The following is a 17,871-nucleotide window of genomic DNA, read 5'->3' on the forward strand; positions in this document are numbered from 1 at the left end:
CATCACCCCAATGTGCAGACTAGCGGCATGCTTGGCAGATCTCAGTCAACTGCTCTCTACCGTGTCGTCGGCATCTGTGCTGTTGTCTGTATAGACTCGCTGCCGCATCCGCTGGCCATGAGTCAGCTTCTGCACGTCGGCATCAGTGTCGAAGCTGGCACCGAGGCCGCCGGCGACCACACCCATGGCTGCGCTGAGCCATGCGATATCGAGGTAGTTGGTGAACGACGCGTCTTGTTGAATCTGTTGGGTCATGAATTCCGGATCGATAACGACGAGGCCGCCCAGGAGAATGAGGACGACCAGTGTCGCGTAGAGAACGATCACAGTGATCAGCAGTGTGAGGACGGTGGAGAAGTTGTAGTACATGACCACCGTGGCCAGACGTTCGTTGACCGGTCGATCCCAAAGTCTGTGACTGACGATCAACCAGGCGACCATCATTAGGATGGCGAGCGCGCCGATTGAGAGCAGCCGGAAGGTGGACAGGTAGGTCGACATCTGCCAGATCGAACTGTAGAAGATGCCGAAAGCTCCGGTTGCCGAGGCTGCTGCGAGGGCTCCTGAGAGTTTCGGGGCCGTGCGCCAAGGTTCGTTGGCAATCGTCATCCCCATAATCAGCCGTGGGCCTCCGGTGATGGTGTGGGCATGCAGGGACTGATGGCTGGAGTCTTCGTTGTTCGACCAGTTCGACCATCCGAGCAGAAATTTGCGTGTCGTGGCTTCGGGGTCCCACGGAACCAACTTGTTCACCGAGCTCATCATGACTTTGATGATGCGGCGCTTGGTGGCCCACGCGCCGAGTGTGGGGCATGAGACGACCGCAAGGTTGCGGTCAGAGTAGACTTCGGCGATCAGAGGGTCGCCCTGGGTGTGCCGGGGGATCTCTGTGAGGATGAGGATGATGTTGACGTCGGGGTAATCAGCGCGGAGGTCTTCGACTGCGTCTAGAGCCAGCTCGCGCTCGGGTGTCAGATAGACCGTGTCGGTGCGAGTGTACAGCGTCGTTGTGACCCCATACGCCTCACGCAGATAGCGCTCTAACGAGGAGTGGATGGAAGCCGCTCGCCTGCTGGGCAGACCTGGGTCGGCTACGACCAGCACTTGAAGAGCCTGGGATGAGGTGGTGGGCATAAAGTCCTCCGCTACTCGACCAGCGAGTTGTGTAGAAGATTGTTCTGGTTCCGAAGTCTAGTGAGCGTAATCACTATGGGGTAGTCCTATACGTCGGCTTCACTGTCTGAAGCTTTATCGCCAGCGCAGCCGCGGACAACTGCTTCGGACTGGCCGGCGAGCGGTCCCCCTGAATCGAGGTGACCAAGACAGAGTGAGCAGCGACATACGCGGTGTCGAATTCTGCTGTGTCACAATGGTCTCCATGGTCCCCGGCACTGTGCACGAACTGTCCGAGCATGATCGGTTGATCCTCGACTTCGAGAAGACTGCGTCTGCTGCGGCGGGGCGACACGAGTTGTGCCAGCGAATCGAACTTCCAGCAGAGAGGTACGCCATCGTGCTCGAGGGGATCGTGGATACGGACGCCGCATACGGTTACGCCCCGGACGTTGTGGAGCGGGTGAGGCGGTTGCGAGCGGAACGGTTCGCATTCGAACGCCGGCAAGGCCGATGGAAGAAGCACAGCAGCTTCCCCCTATAGCCCGATATGCCGCCATCAGATCAGCGCGGCTTCTCACCCGTCTTCGTCATCAACCTCGACGACGATGGATTGATCGGCAACATCGCCCACATCCGCTTCGCGGATTGCTCCCCAGTGAGGCTCAGCCTCTTCGTAACCGTCGTCGATATGCGTTGCGGCGTCGACGAGCTGTTCATTCCAATCCGGCCCGGGCACTTCGACGCCGGGGCGGACACTGTCTGCCATCATTGCATCCTCCTCAATTCGTACCGAAGCGAGGTGTTCTCATCCTGGAGATCGAGAATGATTCCGATGCTAGCGAGATTCGCGCCCACGTCAACCAGCTCCCGCACACGCCGCAGACGAGCAATATCCTCGCGACTGAACCGCCGCGTCCCGCCTTCACTTCGCATAGGCGCCACGAGGCCGCGAGCCTCGTACTGCCGCAATGACTGCACCCCGACACCGGTCAACTCCGCAACATGCGAAATCGAGAACAAGCGCCCCCCGGACTCTGAAGTCGCCGTCTCCCCATGTCCCAAAATTCCTCCTGAAACAGTGTTGACATTCGCATTCTGATCGACTAAATCATATGTCTATCAGATGATGTAGATCCTATCATCTGCACGAATCCGCCATCCAGCAAAGGAGGTTTCACCAATGATCATGATGCGCACTGACCCATTCCGCGAAGTCGAACGCCTGAGCAGAGAAATCTTCGGAGCCACCGGCACAACGGCTCGCCCCGTGATGATGCCGATGGACGCCTGGCGCGACGGCGATACTTTCCGCGTCGAACTCGACCTGCCAGGAATTGATCCTGACAACATCGACCTCGACGTCGAGAACAACGTCGTCACCGTCAAAGCTGAACGGCCTGCGACCGACCACGGGGAGTCTTCGGTCGCGGCAGAGCGGCCCCGCGGGACCTTCAGCCGACAACTCGTCCTCGGCGACAACCTCGACACCAGCAACATCACGGCGAACTACGACGCCGGTGTGCTCACACTCAGCATCCCGGTCGCGGAATCAGCGAAACCCCGCAAGATCGCCATCAACTCAGGCTCTGCTGAACCGGCAGCCATCAGCGCCTAATTACAACTGGTGGGGTGTTCCCATGCAGACGTGTGCACCAGACGTCCAGCTGGGTATCGATGCTGCGTTCTGGGCGATCATCCTCAGCGACCGCGAACTGCGCGGCCTCGACACGAGTCACCACATGAACCGCGGGCTTTGAGTCATTGCGAGTGCCGGACCTTCAGGCACTCCTCACCGTGGCTGCTGTTCCGGTCTCCCGGTCTCTCAGCAGCCCAGGTTATCGCCTACCGAGTCCTCGCTTGTCAGCGCTCTCCTCCCCGGTTCAAACGGCGCTGACATCTTCGATGAAAGGAGGTGAGACGTTTCCGCACCCAGGATGAGCTACACAGCCGTGTGGTCGCGTCCGCAAGTCTTTCTACCAGTGTGCTCGACGCATGATGCGCGGCAGTGACGTCACAATGACGACGAAGTGATGCGGGCCCGTCCACGGCTTCCCCTTCTGGCCCCGGGCTATCCCCCGGGGCCAGACCATGTTCGGTTGAGATGAGAAACGAGGAGAACATGTTCGTCAGCTTCTTGGAGAAACTGTTGATTGTCTGGCCCTGGCACGCTCGAGCACTCGCTCGCGCACTTATCGGCAAGACTGCCACAGTCCGCCATCGCCCATGACTGAGCGATCATCGCATATGAATGCTTCCCAGCGCTCGTCATGAGTTGTAGTCCTGAAGGCGAGGTCGTGTCGCACGCCAGGGGCAGGCACTATGCGGAACAACAGAATGCTATGACTGACATAACGAAGTCGAATGCGAAGATGCAGCCAGCGACTGGCGACTCGTTTCGCCTCAGTGAAGAGGCGAATCTTCCCGTTCGTCGCTGAGGGGAACGACCTGTCGGCGGCCACCGCGTACAGCGAGGATCTCTGCGAGGATCGACACAGCCACCTCGGCGGGGGTGAACGTCTCCAGATGGAGACCGATCGGCGAATGCAACCGTGCCAGTGCTGGGCTCGCCACTCCCGCTTCGCGCAGCGCGGCGCGGCGGTCGCGGTCGCTGCGCCGCGAGCCCATCGCCCCGACGTAGGCCACGTCGAGGTCGAGTGCGACGGCCAGGGTGGGGATGTCGACCTTCGGGTCGTGGCTGAGGACGCAGATCATGCTCCGGGTGTCGAACTCACCGGTGGCGGCCGCTTTGGTGAGGAATCGGTGCGGCCAGGCCCGAACCACCTCGGCGCCGGGAAACGATGTCTGGTCGGCGAAGGACGGACGGGGGTCGCACACTGTGATGCGCAGTCCCAAGGGTCTGGCCGCTTCGACGAGGGCGAGACTGAAGGCGTTGGCTCCGACGACCAGCAGATGGGCCGGCTCGATGCGGGTCTCGACGAAGAGCTCGATCGGCTCGCTCCCGCCTTCCGGGGGCGCAAGGCGGATGCTGCCGGTGCGGCCGCTGCGGATAAAGGCCCCGACGCGCTGCGCGGCGGTCTCGACCACGTCTTCGGGCACCAGAGGACCGAGTCTGACAGCCAAGGATTCGGTGCTCGGCCCCGTGCTCTCATCCACAGCGCTGGCCGAGACAGCTGCCGCTGGGGCACAGTCGTCATCGGCGGAAGGCAGGCGCATCACCACGGCTGTCGGTCCACTGTCCGATCGCAGACCGGGACAGCCTGAGCGGAAGGGCTGGATGAGCACGTCGATGCGGCCACCGCACATCAGACCGACGGCGAAGGCATCGTCATCGCTGTAGCCGAACCTCTGAACCGAGGAGTCCCCGGTGGCGAGCGCCTCCCGGCACGCCTCGAGCACGGCTCCTTCGACGCATCCTCCGGTGAGCGATCCGACGATTCCGCCGGCGGCATCGACGAGCATCGAGGTCCCCACCGGTCGCGGGACCGAACCCTCTGTCGCGATGACCGTCGCGACGGCGACATTCTGCGGCTCTTGCGAGTCGAAGAGCCGCGTCGCAGCGGCGGAGAGAACGTCGAGCATGGGCCGAGACTATACCGTCGGGAACCTCACCGACAGGGCCTTGACGCGAACGGACTATTCGGGCAGTTCGTACGTCAGCCAGACACGATGAGTGCCGTCGGCTTCGTTCCTCAGCCCACCGGTCCCAGTGATCCCGGCCAGATCTCCGGTGCCGCTCGACGGGATGATGACGAACGATTCGTTGTCCCTGTCCTCACCGGATGTCGTCGCGGAATGAGTGAAGTTGAAGGTGCCCGTGCGTTCGTGCAGGTTCCCTGCGAACGACTCCATGGCGACATAGCCGCCGACGTCGGTCGAATGATCCACCGCGTAGGTGAACAGCGTCGTCGAGTGCCCGCTGACTTCGCCGGTGAAATGCTTCTCCATCCGCGCGAGACCGACCGGCGTGGCCGTCGTCGGCGTCTCCTCGCGCGGAAGATCGATCGGGGTGAACGTCTCGACGGTGAATGCTCCTGATGCGTCCATGCATCTGCCCTCTCTGCTGGCAGGTCCTCTCGTCCACGGTACCCCGAAAACGATCGGGATGGGACCGCCCGCGAGGACAGGAGGGAAGAGTGCGGAAAGCCCGCGTCACAGCCAGGGGCGCATCGGCACGAGAGCGCGTTCGGCGAGTTTGGTCAGCCGGTGGCGGTTGAGCCACTCCGAACCGAGTTCGACACAGTGCATGGAGTCACTGTCGAAAACCTTCTCCATCTCGGCGGCGAATGCACGGTCGATGACTTCGACATTCGTCTCGTAGTTGAACGTCAACGACAGCCGGTCGATGTTCGCCGTACCCACCGTCGACCATTCGCCGTCGACAGTGGCGACCTTCGAATGGATCATGCTCGCGGTGTAGAGCAGAACCGTGACCTTCGAGTTGATCATCTGCTCGAAGAATCCGCGGGAGAGCCAATCGCCGAGGATGTGGTTGGACTCCTGCGGAACCATGACCCGCACGTCCACGCCGCGCTCCGCCGCCTCGACGAGAGAGTGCAGCAGCTGCTGGTCGGGAATGAAATAGGGTGTCGTCAGCCAGATCCGCTTCCGCGCACGGGCGAAGGCGTTGAGATACATACTGCGAATGGGATAGACGAGGTGGATCGGAAGATTCGCCGAGACCCGCAGCTTCGACTCCCAGGCCGCGGGCGGCACCCATGCGATCTGTTCGTCGGAGTCGTGGAACTCGTTCCACACTTCCGCGATGGTCTGCCGCAGACCCCAGGCTCCGGGGCCGACCGATCGCAGGTGGGTGTCGCGCCAGTGACGGGCGTAGAGAGAGCCGATGTTGAACCCGCCGACGAAGGCTACATCGTCGTCGATGACGAGGATCTTCGAATGGTTGAAACCCGAATGCCGCATCGGTCCCCGCCAAAACCTCCGCGCCACCGTCGGCAGACGCAGCACACGAACCTGCTCGGAGAGCTGATGGTAGAACGAGCTGGGCACCGACAGATTGGCGAAGCCGTCGTAGATGAGATGGACCTCCACACCGCGGGCCGATGCCGCGTTGAATGCGTCGATGAACCTCTGACCCACCTCGTCGTTCTTCCAGATGAACGTCTCCATGAGGATCGACTCGCGTGCGGAGCCGATCGCATCGAGCATGTCCTCGTAGAGAGTGGCACCATCGGTGTAGATGTCGAGCTCTGACTCTTCGACCGTCGAACTGAAGGTCCCCGGTCGCGGAGCAGCGCGCGTCTTTCGTCCCCGCTTCTGGATGAGGTCGATGGCCATCGAAGCTGCGACGGTCGTCGGCACTGCGCCGACGAGGCCGACTACCGCCCAGGGCACGATTCGCCGCAGACGGTCGACCTGGCGGAGGGAAGGATTTCTCAGCGGAGACATCCGCTCACTCTATCCCCTTCCGTCCCGTCCGCCTGTCTCAGGTGAAGATGCTCACTCCCCCGGGCCCGACGAGGCAGCCCACGACGATGAGCACGACTCCCCAGAGTATCTGTTTCCTGAAGAGGGCAGCGATACCGGAGACGACGAGCAGCGCTGCGATGATCCAGAGAATGACAGCCACGGGCACTCCTTCATTCGTTGATTGCGAAGTTCGCTTACCGGCAACCGGTTCGCCTTCGAAAAGCCAATCTAACACCGCTTCGCTGACCTGGCAGGACGGCGACGGTGCCTCAGCAGGTGGAACCGGGAACGACACTCCCGGCAAGCGAATCCGATGGAAGAGCGTGCGAACCACCCCCGTACACTGTTGCCGAAGCTGAACTGTTCTGACCGGACTTCGAGGCGAGGAGCCAGCCATGCCCCATGATCGCTCACAGGAGGGATATCTCCGGCAGCCGGAGTTCGTCACCGACCTGCTGCAGATCGCCAAGGGCGTGATCGCCGCCACCGGCGCCTGGTGGGTCTCTGACGCCGTGCTTGACAGTCAGATGCCGTTCCTTGCTCCGTGGACGGCGCTGCTGACGGTCCACGCCACCGTCTACCGGTCGTTCTCTCGAGGGGTGCAGACGACGATCGCGTCGACGATCGGCGTGGGCGTGTCCTTCCTCATCGGCAACTACCTCGGTGTCGGTCTCTGGACTTTCGCTCTGGCGATGTTCGTCGGTCTGGCCGGTGCCCGCCTGTCGTGGATCCGCGACGAAGGAGTGGCGATCGCGACGACGGCGATCTTCATCCTCGGCTCGGGATTCGACTCCCAGCAGCCTCTGCTCGTCGACCGTCTCCTCGAACTCGCCCTCGGGGTGGCAGTCGGCCTCGCAGTCAATCTCCTCATGGTCCCGCCTCTGCGGGACCGACAGGCGGCTCGCTATATCGACAGCGTCAACCGGCAGATGGGCGAAGTGCTCACAGACATGTCGGACCAGTTCTCTCGCTCCTGGGACTCGGATGCCGCCCAGGAGTGGTTCGAACGGACTGAGGCCATGAGCCGAGAGCTCGAATCGGCGTGGCAGACCGTGCGATTCGCCCGTGAAAGCCGACGCATCAATCCCCGCACAGCGATCCGGGCCAAGAGACTGCGACGCCGGGCAGACACAGCCGACTCCGCAGAGAAGGAAAGCTACGAGAACATCCTGTTCAGAGCCGACGAAGGCATCTCCCACCTGCGGAACCTCGCCCGCACTCTCCGTGAAGCCTCCTCATCCGAAAGAGAATGGAACACCTGGTTCCGCGATGAGTGGACGTCGATCGTCGCCGAGGCCGGACGGTCCATCGCCGATCCCGATGCCGAGGTCGAACCGATCTTCGACCGTCTCCAACAGCTGTCGACCGATATCTCCCAGGATCGGTCGCTTCCAGAGACCACGTGGCCGATCTACGGCTCACTCATCACGAGCCTGCGCCATATCGTCGTCATCGTCGACGATGTCGCCTCGGCGCGCAGCGCACGGGAATCCGACTGACCCCGACTCCCTGGGCACGTACGCGCGGGTCTGAGCCCGAAGAGCTCAGGCCTCTGCCTCGTCGTCGGTGTCGCGGCGTTCGCGGCGTTCGCGGCGTTCGCTTTCGCGCTTGCTGTACGTTGCTCGCCGAATCTCATCGTCGCTGTCGAAGTTGGAGCCGAGTGCTCCGGCCAATGTGCCCAGACAAGCCGCCAACCACGCAAGCCTCGGATAGTTGAAGAAGCTCACGGAATGCATGAGTTCGGAACCGAGCTGGCCATCATCGACGACGACCAGTCCCAGTGCGAACAAAAAGGCGAACAGGACCAGGAACATCAGGGCCACGCTGGTACCCACCATGATGACCGTGGTGGTGTTGTCCAGCCCGCCCTGCCATGCGTACACCGCATCGCGCCGCTTGGTCCAGAGGCGATTGCGGAAGATCAGCCAGAAGGTCAGCGCCGCGATGACGAGCAGACCGATCAGGAGCAGACGCGCCGGATGCAGGGAATCGGCCAATGTCCACATCGAACTGTAGAAGACACCGAATGTGCCCACGGCCGCCGCCGCGGCGATGGAGGTGGTCAGCGCGGGCAGCATCCGCCCGGGCCGGTTGCTGCGCACCATTCCTGTCAGCAGCCGCAGCCGGTTGAGCCATCCGGGCATCACGATGTATGCGGTGTCATCCCGTCCCAGACCGGGGTCACCGCGGTCCCCACGCGCACTTCTGAGTTTCGCGATCGATCGCACGGAGTCCTCCAACGAGCTCTGTCTCGTCTTCTCCTGAGTCGAGAAGATGAGCGCAACCACCAGATTGCGCGGGGCTGGTGCCTGCTCCCTACATTTCCCGGGTCGGCCTGAGGGGGCTAGCCAGTGCTCGAAACCTGCGTTTCAATGGGGTCATGAGAGCTATCTGGACCGGATCCATCGCCTTCGGCCTCGTGAATGTGCCCGTGAAGCTGTACTCGGCCACGGAGAACCACGACGTGCGAATGCATCAGGTCCACAAGAAGGACGGAGGGCGGATCCGCAATCAGCATCACTGCGAGGAATGCGGGAAGACCGTCGAGTACGACGACATCGATAAGGCTTTCGACGACGGCGAGCACCGCGTGGTCCTCACCAGTGAGGACTTCGAGGCTCTTCCGGCAGAGGACAACGACGATATCGACGTCCTGCAATTCGTGCCCAGCGACGAGATCGACCCCATCATGCTCGAGAAGGCCTACTTCCTCGAGCCGACGTCGAAGACGCCGAAGGCCTACCTCCTGTTGCGTAAGACGCTCGAGGACACCGAGCGGACCGCGATCGTCAAGCTCACTCTGCGCACCCGTACGCGTCTGGCCGTGTTGCGGGTCTGCGGAAAGGTCCTCATGATCCAGACCCTGCGCTGGGCCGATGAGATCCGCGACGTCGACTTCAAGGGCGTGAACTCGAAGGCGAAGATCTCGGACAAGGAACTCGAGATGTCGGAGAAGCTCGTCGAGTCCTACTCCGAGGACTTCACCCCCGAGGAGTTCAGCGACGACTACCAGGTCGAGTTGCGCAAACTCATCGACGCGAAGATCGAATCCGGCGAGAGCCTCGACATCGAGAAGACCTTCGACGAGGAAGACTCCGAGGAGGACACCGGAGGCGATGTCATCGACCTCATGGAGGCGCTGCGCAAATCCGTGGACAGTTCGCGGTCGGCGAAGAAGGGGACGCCGGGCAAGAAGTCGAATGCGAAGAAGACCTCGTCGAAGAAGTCGAGCGCGAAACCGAAGAAGTCGACGGCGAAGAAATCGGCCCCGAAGAAACGCACCGGATGAAGTGCAACCTCAGCCAACCTTGCAGAAACCTCTGGCCATGAACGACACGATAGGAGAAGTTCACACCATGCCGAAGACGACGAAGACAGGAAAGCCGAAGGAGACCGAGCTGCCCTCGACGCTGGAGAAGTCGAGCAAGAAGGCGCAGCGGACCTTCGCCAAGGCCTACGACTCGGCCATCGACCAATACGGAGACGAGAAGCGCGCTCACCAGGTCGCCTACGACGCTCTCAAACACAGCTATGAGAAGGTCGGCGACAAGTGGGAGGCGAAGGACTCCTCCGGCCCGTCGGACGCTCAGAGCTCCGGTGGCAAGAACACCGACCGCAAGACCGCCGGCGGAGTCGACGCGAAAGCCTCGAAGGAGCACCTCTACGAGCAGGCGAAGAAGCTGAAGATCTCGGGACGTTCGTCGATGACGAAGAAAGAACTCGTCGACGCACTCGAGAAGGAGAGCAAGCGCAAGACGAAGCAGAACTCCTGACACCGACCCGAAGCGGCGAAAACGAAGCGGCATGGAGAGTTCTTCCGGCGGCCGAACACCGAGACTACCGTGAGGATCTCCGTCCCGCTGTCCCGACAGACGCACAAACAGAGATCGGAGCACCATGACAGACACAGTCACCGTTCCCGAACCGCACGGATCCGAAGACACCCGGAGGGAGAACGCCGAGAGGGGATTCGTCGCACCCGAGTCGCTGACGAAGAACCTGCAGAACGTCCTCGTCGACTTCATCGCCCTCAGCCTGGTCGCCAAACAGGCGCACTGGAACATCGTGGGCACGAACTTCCGAGATCTCCATCTCAACCTCGACGAGGTGACGACAGTGGCCCGCAACGGCAGCGACGCCCTCGCCGAACGGATGAGGGCACTGCACGGTTCGCCCGACGGACGGCCCGCGGTCATCGCCGCGCAGACCGATCTGGCGACGTTCCCGGCCGGAGAGATCACCACCCACGATGCGATCGACCACGTCGTGGACGCGATCGAGACGACGGTCGGCAGCATGCGCACCTGCCACGACGAGGTCGACTCCGCCGACCCGACGACCGCGGATCTGTTCCACGAATACATCGCCCAGCTCGAACAGCAGGCCTGGTTCATCAGCGCCGAGACGCGCCGGCCGAGCTGAGGCCGCCCCCGCGGTGGAGGCACAGCCGCCCCGGCAGCGGTGCCGATGACTCACCCACCAGCAAGGAGATTCCCATGTCCGTCTGCGACACCTGCGGAAACGACTACGAACAGACATTCACCCTGTCATTCGGAAACGACTCGTGGACATTCGACAGCTTCGAATGCGCGATCCATAAGGCCGCACCCACTTGCGAACACTGCGGATGCCGCATCCTCGGCCACGGTGTCCATGACGGCCAAGCGCTGTTCTGCTGCTCGCACTGTGCGCGCGAGGCAGGACATACAGAGGCCACCGACGACAAAGGAGGAATACGATGAGCGACCAGCTGACCTTCCAGGATCCCACCACTCGCTTTCCCGACATCTCACCGCCGAAGCAGGATCAGCCCGAACCGGGACTCGACGCGGAACTCATCCCCGGCACGGATCGCGGTGAGGACAGCTACACCGGCACAGGCAGGCTCCGCGGCCGCAGGGCGCTGATCACCGGCTCGGACTCCGGCATCGGATCCGCCGTCGCGATCGCCTTCGCCCGTGAGGGAGCCGATGTCGCTCTGTCCTATCTGCCCGCCGAGGAGGAGGATGCCCAGCACGTCTGCGAAGTCATCCGCCAGGCCGGCCGCAAGGCCGTGCCTCTCCCGGGAGACCTGTCCGATCCCGAGTACTGCCGCGAAGTGGTCCGCCGGGCGGCAGAGGAACTGGGCGGGCTCGATGCGGTGGTCAACAATGCCGGCCGACAGATCGCCGTCGAAGACATCGCCGACCTCACGGACGAGCAGTGGGAGGACACATTCCGGACGAACATCCACGCGATGTTCCGGGTCTCCCAGGCCGCGCTCGAGCATCTCGAGCCTGGGTCGACGATCGTCAACAGCACCTCCGTGCAGGCGTATTCGCCGTCCGCCCACCTCATCGACTATGCGTCGACGAAAGCGGCGATCAACAACTTCACGAAGGGACTGGCCACTCAGCTGGCTCCGAAGGGCATCCGAGTGAATTCCGTGGCACCGGGGCCGATCTGGACCCCGCTGCAGGTCTCCGACGGCCAGCCGAAGGAGGCGCTGCCGCACTTCGGCAAGAACACTCCGCTGGGACGGGCAGGGCAGCCGACAGAGCTCGCACCTGCGTACGTCTTCCTCACCTCGTCGGAGTCGAGCTACGTGATCGGTGAGACCCTCAACGTCAACGGCGGCCAGCCCACCCCGTGAGCAACCGCTCCAGGATGGTCACCGCGGCCCCGCGCCCCGAAGGAGACCTGATGAGTTCACACGATGACAAACAGCCGAAACCGAACACCGACCGGCACGGCACCGGCAATCCCAACCTCGACCCGGGCCCAGCCGGCGACCCCGACCTCGATGAGGGCGGAAGCGTCCGACCAGGTGCGACTCCTCCTGAGTCGCACTCGGCGACCGCCTCGCCGCCTCACCCTCCGGCGTCGCGGCCCCCGAAGACGAAATGGGTGATCGTCGGAATCAGTTGCCTGCTGGCGATCATGATCTTCTTCTTCGTCGCCTATATCGTCGGGGTCTTCGGCTGATCCGACCGCAGCGAAGACTCAGGGACGGTGAGAGGAACGGGAACAGCCCGGTCCTAATCACGGTCCTGCGTCGACCGTCCGCTCCCGTCATCAGCCAGTACGCCCTGCGGGCAGTCGGCTTCGGTCATGGCAGAGAAGAACCGCAGCACGGTCTGGCGCTCCCGGCTGTTCAGGGCCGCGATCACGTCGAAGCGACGGGCATGCTGGCGACCCACCGACTCGTGCGCTGCCTGCGCGGTCTCCTCTGTCACCTCGACGCTGGTGGTGCGCCTGTCGTGGGGGTGGGGAACCCGGATCAGGTGCCCACCGGCGACGAGGCGATCGACGAGCTTCGTCGTCGAGGCGCTGGAGATCCCGACGGCAGCAGCGATGTCCTTGGGAGTGACGATGAGCCCCTGGCGCTGCGCGCGGATGAGCAGGCGGATGGTGCGCATATCGCTGTCGTTGAGCTGCATATACCGCCGCGACGCCTCGGCGAGGTCGCGTTCGGCCTCGTGCCACTGCCGCAGGGCCTCCATCAGCGCGGTGCACTCCGCGATCTCGGATTCGGACAGGGCCGAGCGATCGGAGAACTCCGATTCATTCGAAGAGTAGGTCAGCCCAGCTGCCTTCGAGTCTGCGGACGGCACGCTGACAGCATACCGCTGACGTGTTAGATTGAACTCTCGCCTGGCTAAAGAAATTGGAGAGCGTCCTGACCGTCGAATCCCGCCTCGTCGAAGTCCTCGCCGCTGCTCGGCGACGCTCTCGAGTCCGCACCCAGCAGTACGAACAGCTCTGGGAAGCGCTGTCGAGGATGGCGTTGGGCGGAAAGATGATCAGGCCCCGCCTGCTCATCGATGCCCATGAGGGCCTGGGAGGCACGGCAACGCAGGCCGCGACGGACGCCGCCGGCGCGATGCAGCTGCTGCACATCGGCCTGATCATCCACGATGATGTCATCGACAACGACACCGTCCGGCGAGGAGAGATGAACATCACCGGTCAGTTCTCCTCCGAGGCCATGCTCCTCGGAGCCACGAGCGCCGCAGCGCAGACGTGGGGGATCTCCTCGTCCCTGCTCGCCGGTGACCTCATGCTCAACGAGGCCCAGTCCCTCCTGGCGCGCCTCGACCTCGAGGCGCCGCGCAGACTCGCGATCCTCGACATCTACGATGAGACGATCGCCGAGAGCGTCGCTGGAGAACAGTCCGACGTGTGGCTGAGCCTCCACCTCGACGAGGCCGACTCCGGTGACGTGCTCACGATGATCGGACGCAAGACCGCCGCCTACTCATTCGAAGCCCCGCTGTCCATCGCCGCGGTCCTCGCCGGAAGCGACGACAGCCTGGTCGAGCGGCTGCGCGCCATCGGCCGCCGCATCGGCATCGTCTATCAGCTCAGGGACGATGTCCTCGGGCTCTTCGGCGATGAGCACGAGACCGGCAAATCCGTACTCAGCGACCTCCGAGAAGGCAAGGAGACCCTGCTCATCAACACGGCCCGAACCCATTCGGCCTGGTCCCAGGTCGCCCATCTCTTCGGCGATCGGGGCCTCGACGCCGAGGGTGGCCTCCGGCTGCGGCAGGCCATCGAGGAGTCCGGGGCGAGGGCATACGTCGAATCGATGATCGCCGAGCACTGCAAGACCATCGCCGGGCTCATCGCCGAGGCGGAGCTGCCGCAGGCGCTTGCCGGCAGACTCGCGGACCTCACCTCCGCCTGCAGTCTGAGGTGCGCATGAGCGGGGCCGATCGGTGTCGGCCGAGCCGACGGGCGGTGCCCAGCGATGAGCCGGCCGGTCCCCCGGTCGAGCAGGTGCATTTCGATCACGGTCCCGACCTCTGGCGCATCCGCTCCTTCGAGGCCGCCCGCCAGGTGCTGCGGGCCCGACACCTCACGACACAGGCCGGATTCACCGCAGAGCGGATCCCTCGCGGCGTCTTCCGTCGCCACCCGATCCTCATCTCCGACGGGGAGTCCCATGACTCGCAGCGCCGAGAGCTCGCCCGATTCTTCGCCCCCGCTGTGATCGCCGACAGGTACGGCGAGCGCATCGATGCTCTCGCGCAGGACACGGTCGGCCGGGTTGCCGAGACCGGCCGGTGCCGCCTCGACGAGGTGGCTCTGCACTTCTCCGTGGCCGTGACCTCCGAAGTCGTGGGACTGACCGAATCCTCCATCGCGGGCATGTCGCGGCGGCTCGAGGGATTCTTCACCCAGCCGCCGGTCGACCTCGCCGCCCCCGGTTGGGGCCGGACCCGGAAGCAGTGGCTGCAGGCCGCGGTCAACGGCCTCGTCCCGATCGTCCGGTTCTACCTCGCCGACGTCCGACCGGCGCTTCGGGCCCGACGCCGCAGGCAGCGCGATGACGTCCTGTCCCATCTCATCGGGGCCGGACACAGCACGTCGGACATCCTCGTCGAGTGCGTCACCTACGGCACGGCCGGGATGGTCACCACCCGCGAATTCATCACCATGGCGTGCTGGCACCTGCTCTCAGACGGCGAGCTCGGGGCGGAGTACCTCGCGGCCGACCGGCCTCGCCGGTTGGAGATCCTCGAGGAGATCATCCGCCTCGAACCGGTCGTCGGCCACCTCTTTCGACGCACTCAGGCCGACATCGAGGTCACGGCACCGGATCGCACCGTGACGATCCCCGCCGGGGACCTCATCGACGTCTGCGTCCGCGCGACGAACACCGATGAAGAGGCGATGGGACCCGAGCCGCATTCCCTGTGCCCCGTGCGACACACCACCGGAGCCGTCCCGGCGGTCGGCATGAGCTTCAGCGACGGTGCGCACAAGTGCCCGGGGCAGTCGCTGGCGCTGTTCGAGACCGATGCCCTCGTCCATCGCCTGCTCGACCGCGGCCCGCGACTGGTCGCCGAGCCGGAGATCGGCTGGGACAGCGTCATCTCTGGCTACCGGCTGCGTGGACTCCAACTGGCCTTCGACGAGTGCTCCGGCCCGGAGAGGAGACTGTCGTGAGCGCCTTCGAGTATCTGCTCCTCATGGGTGCCTGCGTCCTCATCACCCTGCCGCTGGAGCTGTTCTTCCGGGCTCGGGTGTACCGTCGGTGGAGAACCGTGCTGTGGGCGCTCGTGCCCGTCATCGTCGTCTTCTGCCTCTGGGACGTCGTCGCTATCGCCCGTGACCATTGGGTGTACAACCCGCGATTCGTCACCGGCATCCACCTCGGCAACCTGCCGCTCGAGGAGCTCGTGTTCTTCATCGTCATCCCCCTGTGCGCCCTGCTCAGCTATGAGGCGGTCGGCACGGTGCTCACGGCGGTGCGCAAGCGCACCCGGCCGGGAAGCCTGCCCCGGCAGGACAGTCCACCCCGGCCCGCAATCCAGTCCCGGCCACACGAGCGCACCGACCGGCCGCCCGAATCCGAAGGAGGCGGCGAACGATGAGCGTGCCCGAGTACACGATCATGACCGTCGTCGGAATGATCCTCGTCGTCGGCCTCGAGCTGTTCGTCTTCCGCTCAGGCATCTTCCGCCGGGCGAAGTACTGGGCGGCGCTGAGCATCTGCCTGGTCTTCCAGTGCTTCGTCGACGGCTGGCTGACGAAGCTCTCTGACCCCATCGTCATCTACAATCCGCAGGGTCTGAGTGGTATCCGGTTCCCGTGGGACATCCCGATCGAGGACTTCGGCTTCGGCTTCGCCATGATCACCGCCGTCCTCATGCTCTGGCAGTGGCGCCTGGACAGGCACGCTGCATCCACCGGAGAGGAGAGCACATGAACCGCCGCGCCTCCCAGCTACGCCCCCGCGACCGGCACGCGATCCTCAACCCCTCCCACCCGGGGCGTCCGCGTCTGCTGCGGCCCAAGCGGGTGACCGTCGTCGGCGGCGGCATCGCCGGACTGGCCGCGGCCGCGGTCCTCGCCGAGCACGGCGTGAGTGTGCACCTGGTCGAGGCCGAATCCAGCCTCGGTGGACGGGTCCGGGCCTGGAGCCTCGACGGGGACCGGTCGATGAGCCGCGGATTCCATGCCTTCTTCCGCCAGTACTACAATCTCCGCAGCCTGCTCGCACGCGCCGATCCCGGCCTGGACCGTCTGGTCCCGGTCACGGACTATCCACTCGTGGGTCGGAACGGTCTGCGCGACTCCTTCGCCCGGATTCCTCGGACTCCCCCGCTCAGTCTCGCGGGATTCGTGCTCACCAGCCCGTCCTTCCCGCTGCGTGGTCTGGCCGACGTCGACCTGACGACGGCATTCGAACTCATCGACGTCGACTTCCCGGACTCCTATCGACGCTACGACGGAGAGTCGGCCGAGCAGTTCCTCGACCGGCTGCGGTTCCCGGTCGGGGCGCGGCATCTCGCGCTCGAGGTCTTCGCCCGCTCTTTCTTCGCTCACCCTGCGGACTTCTCCGCCGGGGAGCTCGTCGCGATGTTCCACACGTACTTCACGGGCTCCGCCGAAGGGCTGCTCTTCGACGTCCCCGACGACGACTACGACACCGCACTGTGGTCGCCCCTGAGCGAATACCTCGCCGAGGCTGGGGTGCGGATCGAGACCGACACCGCGGTCACCGCGCTCCGCCCACGGGACAGTGCGGGCAGGTGGCGCGCCGAGACGACGAGCGGGACGCTCGAGAGCGATGCGCTCGTGCTCGCCGCTGATCCGCGGAGCACTCGGACGCTGCTGGCCGGACTCGAGGACTCGGTCGACACCGACGCGCTCGGACACGCACCCGGGTCACCGGCCGCAGGCACGGGAGCTCGCGAGCGGTGGCTGAGCAGCGTCACCTCGCAGCGGAACGCCCCGCCGTTCGCGGTGCTGAGATTGTGGCTGGAAGACGAGGTGGATCCGAGCCGACCGGCTTTCCTCGGCACGACCGGCTATGCGCTGCTCGACAACATCTCGGTCCTCGAACGCTTCGAGGCCGGGGCGGAGAGGTGGCGGCATACGCACGGCGGCTCTGTCGTCGAACTCCACGCCTATGCGCTCGGCACCGCTCATCGGGGCGGCACGCGAGCGATGTTCGAGTCCGAAGCCGTCGACCGGGAAGCCGTGACACGCCAACTGCTGGCCGACCTCCACGCTGTCTACCCAGAGACAGCCGACATCGCCATCACCGCCCAGGAGCTGCTCATCGCAGACGACTGCGCTCTCGCCGACACGCGGGCGTACAACGACCGCCCCGGCGTCACCACCGCGTTTCCCGGACTGGTGCTCGCCGGGGATTCGATCCGCTGTGAGGCACCTGTGGCGCTCATGGAACGCGCGGCGACGACGGGGTTCATGGCCGCGAACGAACTGCTCGCCGGTTGGCGGGTGGAGGGAACCGAGATCTGGTCGCCGCCTCGGCGCGGTCTGCTCCGCCGGGGTCTCCTCGGCGCACTGCGCAGGAGTGGGGCAACGGGGCCCAGGCGAGGAGCAGGCACCGGGCGCTGACCGCCGCCC

22 protein-coding genes are annotated in these 17,871 nt (G+C 64.3%); 13 read left to right on the forward strand and 9 right to left on the reverse strand.

The genetic code is table 11. The annotated features are described in order from the left end of the window. Window positions 1-45: 45 nt before the first annotated feature. The gene (locus tag GUY30_RS13810) at window positions 46-1,134 is read right to left on the reverse strand and encodes a hypothetical protein (protein ID WP_228281368.1); all 1,089 of its coding nucleotides are present in this window, start codon (window positions 1,132-1,134) and stop codon (window positions 46-48) included. Between the two features lie 244 nt (window positions 1,135-1,378). On the opposite strand from GUY30_RS13810, the gene GUY30_RS13815 reads away from it, so the two are divergent. Next, window positions 1,379-1,657 (forward strand): DUF3263 domain-containing protein, encoded by a 279-nt coding sequence (locus tag GUY30_RS13815; RefSeq protein WP_167198706.1) that lies wholly within the window; start codon window positions 1,379-1,381, stop codon window positions 1,655-1,657. A gap of 33 nt (window positions 1,658-1,690) precedes the next feature. Here the strand turns inward: GUY30_RS13815 and GUY30_RS13820 are convergent, their stop codons facing one another. Then, window positions 1,691-1,885: a hypothetical protein gene (locus GUY30_RS13820; protein ID WP_098731641.1), complete on the reverse strand. Its 195-nt coding sequence runs from the start codon at window positions 1,883-1,885 to the stop codon at window positions 1,691-1,693. Further along, the gene (locus GUY30_RS13825) at window positions 1,882-2,178 is read right to left on the reverse strand and encodes a MerR family transcriptional regulator (protein WP_167198709.1); all 297 of its coding nucleotides are present in this window, start codon (window positions 2,176-2,178) and stop codon (window positions 1,882-1,884) included. Before GUY30_RS13825 ends, GUY30_RS13820 begins: the two co-directional genes overlap by 4 nt. Window positions 2,179-2,299: 121 nt before the next feature. Here GUY30_RS13825 and GUY30_RS13830 point away from each other — a divergent pair, with 121 nt between their 5' ends. Further along, complete coding sequence (locus GUY30_RS13830; protein ID WP_039207043.1) at window positions 2,300-2,731, forward strand: Hsp20/alpha crystallin family protein; 432 nt, start codon at window positions 2,300-2,302, stop codon at window positions 2,729-2,731. 785 nt (window positions 2,732-3,516) lie between these two features. Here GUY30_RS13830 and GUY30_RS13835 read toward each other — a convergent pair. The 4 genes from GUY30_RS13835 to GUY30_RS13850 form a co-directional block, all read right to left on the reverse strand. Beyond that, window positions 3,517-4,656, reverse strand: a complete 1,140-nt coding sequence (locus GUY30_RS13835; RefSeq protein WP_167198712.1) for an XdhC family protein — start codon at window positions 4,654-4,656, stop codon at window positions 3,517-3,519. Between the two features lie 54 nt (window positions 4,657-4,710). Next, a complete protein-coding gene (locus GUY30_RS13840; protein WP_039206908.1) occupies window positions 4,711-5,121 on the reverse strand; it encodes a DUF3224 domain-containing protein in 411 nt (136 codons plus the stop codon). Between the two features lie 105 nt (window positions 5,122-5,226). Next, window positions 5,227-6,483 (reverse strand): phospholipase D-like domain-containing protein, encoded by a 1,257-nt coding sequence (locus GUY30_RS13845; protein ID WP_208091425.1) that lies wholly within the window; start codon window positions 6,481-6,483, stop codon window positions 5,227-5,229. Window positions 6,484-6,520: 37 nt separating this feature from the next. After that, entirely contained in the window at window positions 6,521-6,664 is a 144-nt protein-coding gene (locus tag GUY30_RS13850) for a GPGG-motif small membrane protein (RefSeq protein WP_167198715.1), read from the reverse strand. 235 nt (window positions 6,665-6,899) lie between these two features. On the opposite strand from GUY30_RS13850, the gene GUY30_RS13855 reads away from it, so the two are divergent. Further along, on the forward strand, window positions 6,900-8,003 hold the full coding sequence (locus GUY30_RS13855; protein WP_167198718.1) for an FUSC family protein: 1,104 nt from the start codon (window positions 6,900-6,902) through the stop codon (window positions 8,001-8,003). Window positions 8,004-8,048: 45 nt separating this feature from the next. Here GUY30_RS13855 and GUY30_RS13860 read toward each other — a convergent pair whose 3' ends face one another. Beyond that, window positions 8,049-8,609 (reverse strand): hypothetical protein, encoded by a 561-nt coding sequence (locus GUY30_RS13860; protein WP_167198721.1) that lies wholly within the window; start codon window positions 8,607-8,609, stop codon window positions 8,049-8,051. Between the two features lie 275 nt (window positions 8,610-8,884). On the opposite strand from GUY30_RS13860, the gene ku reads away from it, so the two are divergent. The 5 genes from ku to GUY30_RS13885 all read left to right on the forward strand — a co-directional run bounded on the left by ku (window position 8,885) and on the right by GUY30_RS13885 (window position 12,468). Beyond that, window positions 8,885-9,793 carry a non-homologous end joining protein Ku gene (ku, locus tag GUY30_RS13865; protein WP_167198724.1) on the forward strand — a complete coding sequence of 303 codons (909 nt, stop codon included), beginning with the start codon at window positions 8,885-8,887 and terminating at the stop codon, window positions 9,791-9,793. A 37-nt stretch (window positions 9,794-9,830) separates the two neighbouring features. Beyond that, window positions 9,831-10,277 carry a ChaB family protein gene (locus GUY30_RS13870; RefSeq protein WP_323127758.1) on the forward strand — a complete coding sequence of 149 codons (447 nt, stop codon included), beginning with the start codon at window positions 9,831-9,833 and terminating at the stop codon, window positions 10,275-10,277. 124 nt (window positions 10,278-10,401) lie between these two features. Beyond that, window positions 10,402-10,926, forward strand: a complete 525-nt coding sequence (locus GUY30_RS13875) for a Dps family protein (RefSeq protein ID WP_167198727.1) — start codon at window positions 10,402-10,404, stop codon at window positions 10,924-10,926. A gap of 316 nt (window positions 10,927-11,242) precedes the next feature. Continuing rightward, window positions 11,243-12,136, forward strand: a complete 894-nt coding sequence (locus tag GUY30_RS13880; protein ID WP_167198730.1) for an SDR family oxidoreductase — start codon at window positions 11,243-11,245, stop codon at window positions 12,134-12,136. 50 nt (window positions 12,137-12,186) lie between these two features. Further along, the gene (locus GUY30_RS13885; protein WP_167198733.1) at window positions 12,187-12,468 is read left to right on the forward strand and encodes a DUF6480 family protein; all 282 of its coding nucleotides are present in this window, start codon (window positions 12,187-12,189) and stop codon (window positions 12,466-12,468) included. 53 nt (window positions 12,469-12,521) lie between these two features. On the opposite strand, the gene GUY30_RS13890 is transcribed toward GUY30_RS13885, so the two are convergent. Further along, window positions 12,522-13,097: a MarR family winged helix-turn-helix transcriptional regulator gene (locus GUY30_RS13890; RefSeq protein ID WP_228281371.1), complete on the reverse strand. Its 576-nt coding sequence runs from the start codon at window positions 13,095-13,097 to the stop codon at window positions 12,522-12,524. A gap of 53 nt (window positions 13,098-13,150) precedes the next feature. Between GUY30_RS13890 and GUY30_RS13895 the strand changes: the two genes are divergently transcribed. From GUY30_RS13895 to GUY30_RS13915, 5 genes are read left to right on the forward strand one after another with little or no spacing between them, the layout of a single operon-like run. Next, window positions 13,151-14,191 carry a polyprenyl synthetase family protein gene (locus GUY30_RS13895; protein ID WP_167198735.1) on the forward strand — a complete coding sequence of 347 codons (1,041 nt, stop codon included), beginning with the start codon at window positions 13,151-13,153 and terminating at the stop codon, window positions 14,189-14,191. Beyond that, window positions 14,188-15,438 carry a cytochrome P450 gene (locus GUY30_RS13900; RefSeq protein WP_167198738.1) on the forward strand — a complete coding sequence of 417 codons (1,251 nt, stop codon included), beginning with the start codon at window positions 14,188-14,190 and terminating at the stop codon, window positions 15,436-15,438. The genes GUY30_RS13895 and GUY30_RS13900 overlap by 4 nt, the downstream gene beginning before the upstream one ends. Further along, entirely contained in the window at window positions 15,435-15,866 is a 432-nt protein-coding gene (locus GUY30_RS13905) for a lycopene cyclase domain-containing protein (protein WP_167198742.1), read from the forward strand. Before GUY30_RS13900 ends, GUY30_RS13905 begins: the two co-directional genes overlap by 4 nt. Beyond that, on the forward strand, window positions 15,863-16,201 hold the full coding sequence (locus tag GUY30_RS13910; protein WP_167198745.1) for a lycopene cyclase domain-containing protein: 339 nt from the start codon (window positions 15,863-15,865) through the stop codon (window positions 16,199-16,201). The genes GUY30_RS13905 and GUY30_RS13910 overlap by 4 nt, the downstream gene beginning before the upstream one ends. Beyond that, a complete protein-coding gene (locus GUY30_RS13915) occupies window positions 16,198-17,862 on the forward strand; it encodes an FAD-dependent oxidoreductase (protein WP_167198749.1) in 1,665 nt (554 codons plus the stop codon). The genes GUY30_RS13910 and GUY30_RS13915 overlap by 4 nt, the downstream gene beginning before the upstream one ends. The last annotated feature ends 9 nt before the right edge of the window (window positions 17,863-17,871 follow it).

The sequence above is a fragment of the Brevibacterium pigmentatum genome, from assembly GCF_011617465.1.
Lineage (GTDB): Bacteria > Actinomycetota > Actinomycetes > Actinomycetales > Brevibacteriaceae > Brevibacterium > Brevibacterium pigmentatum.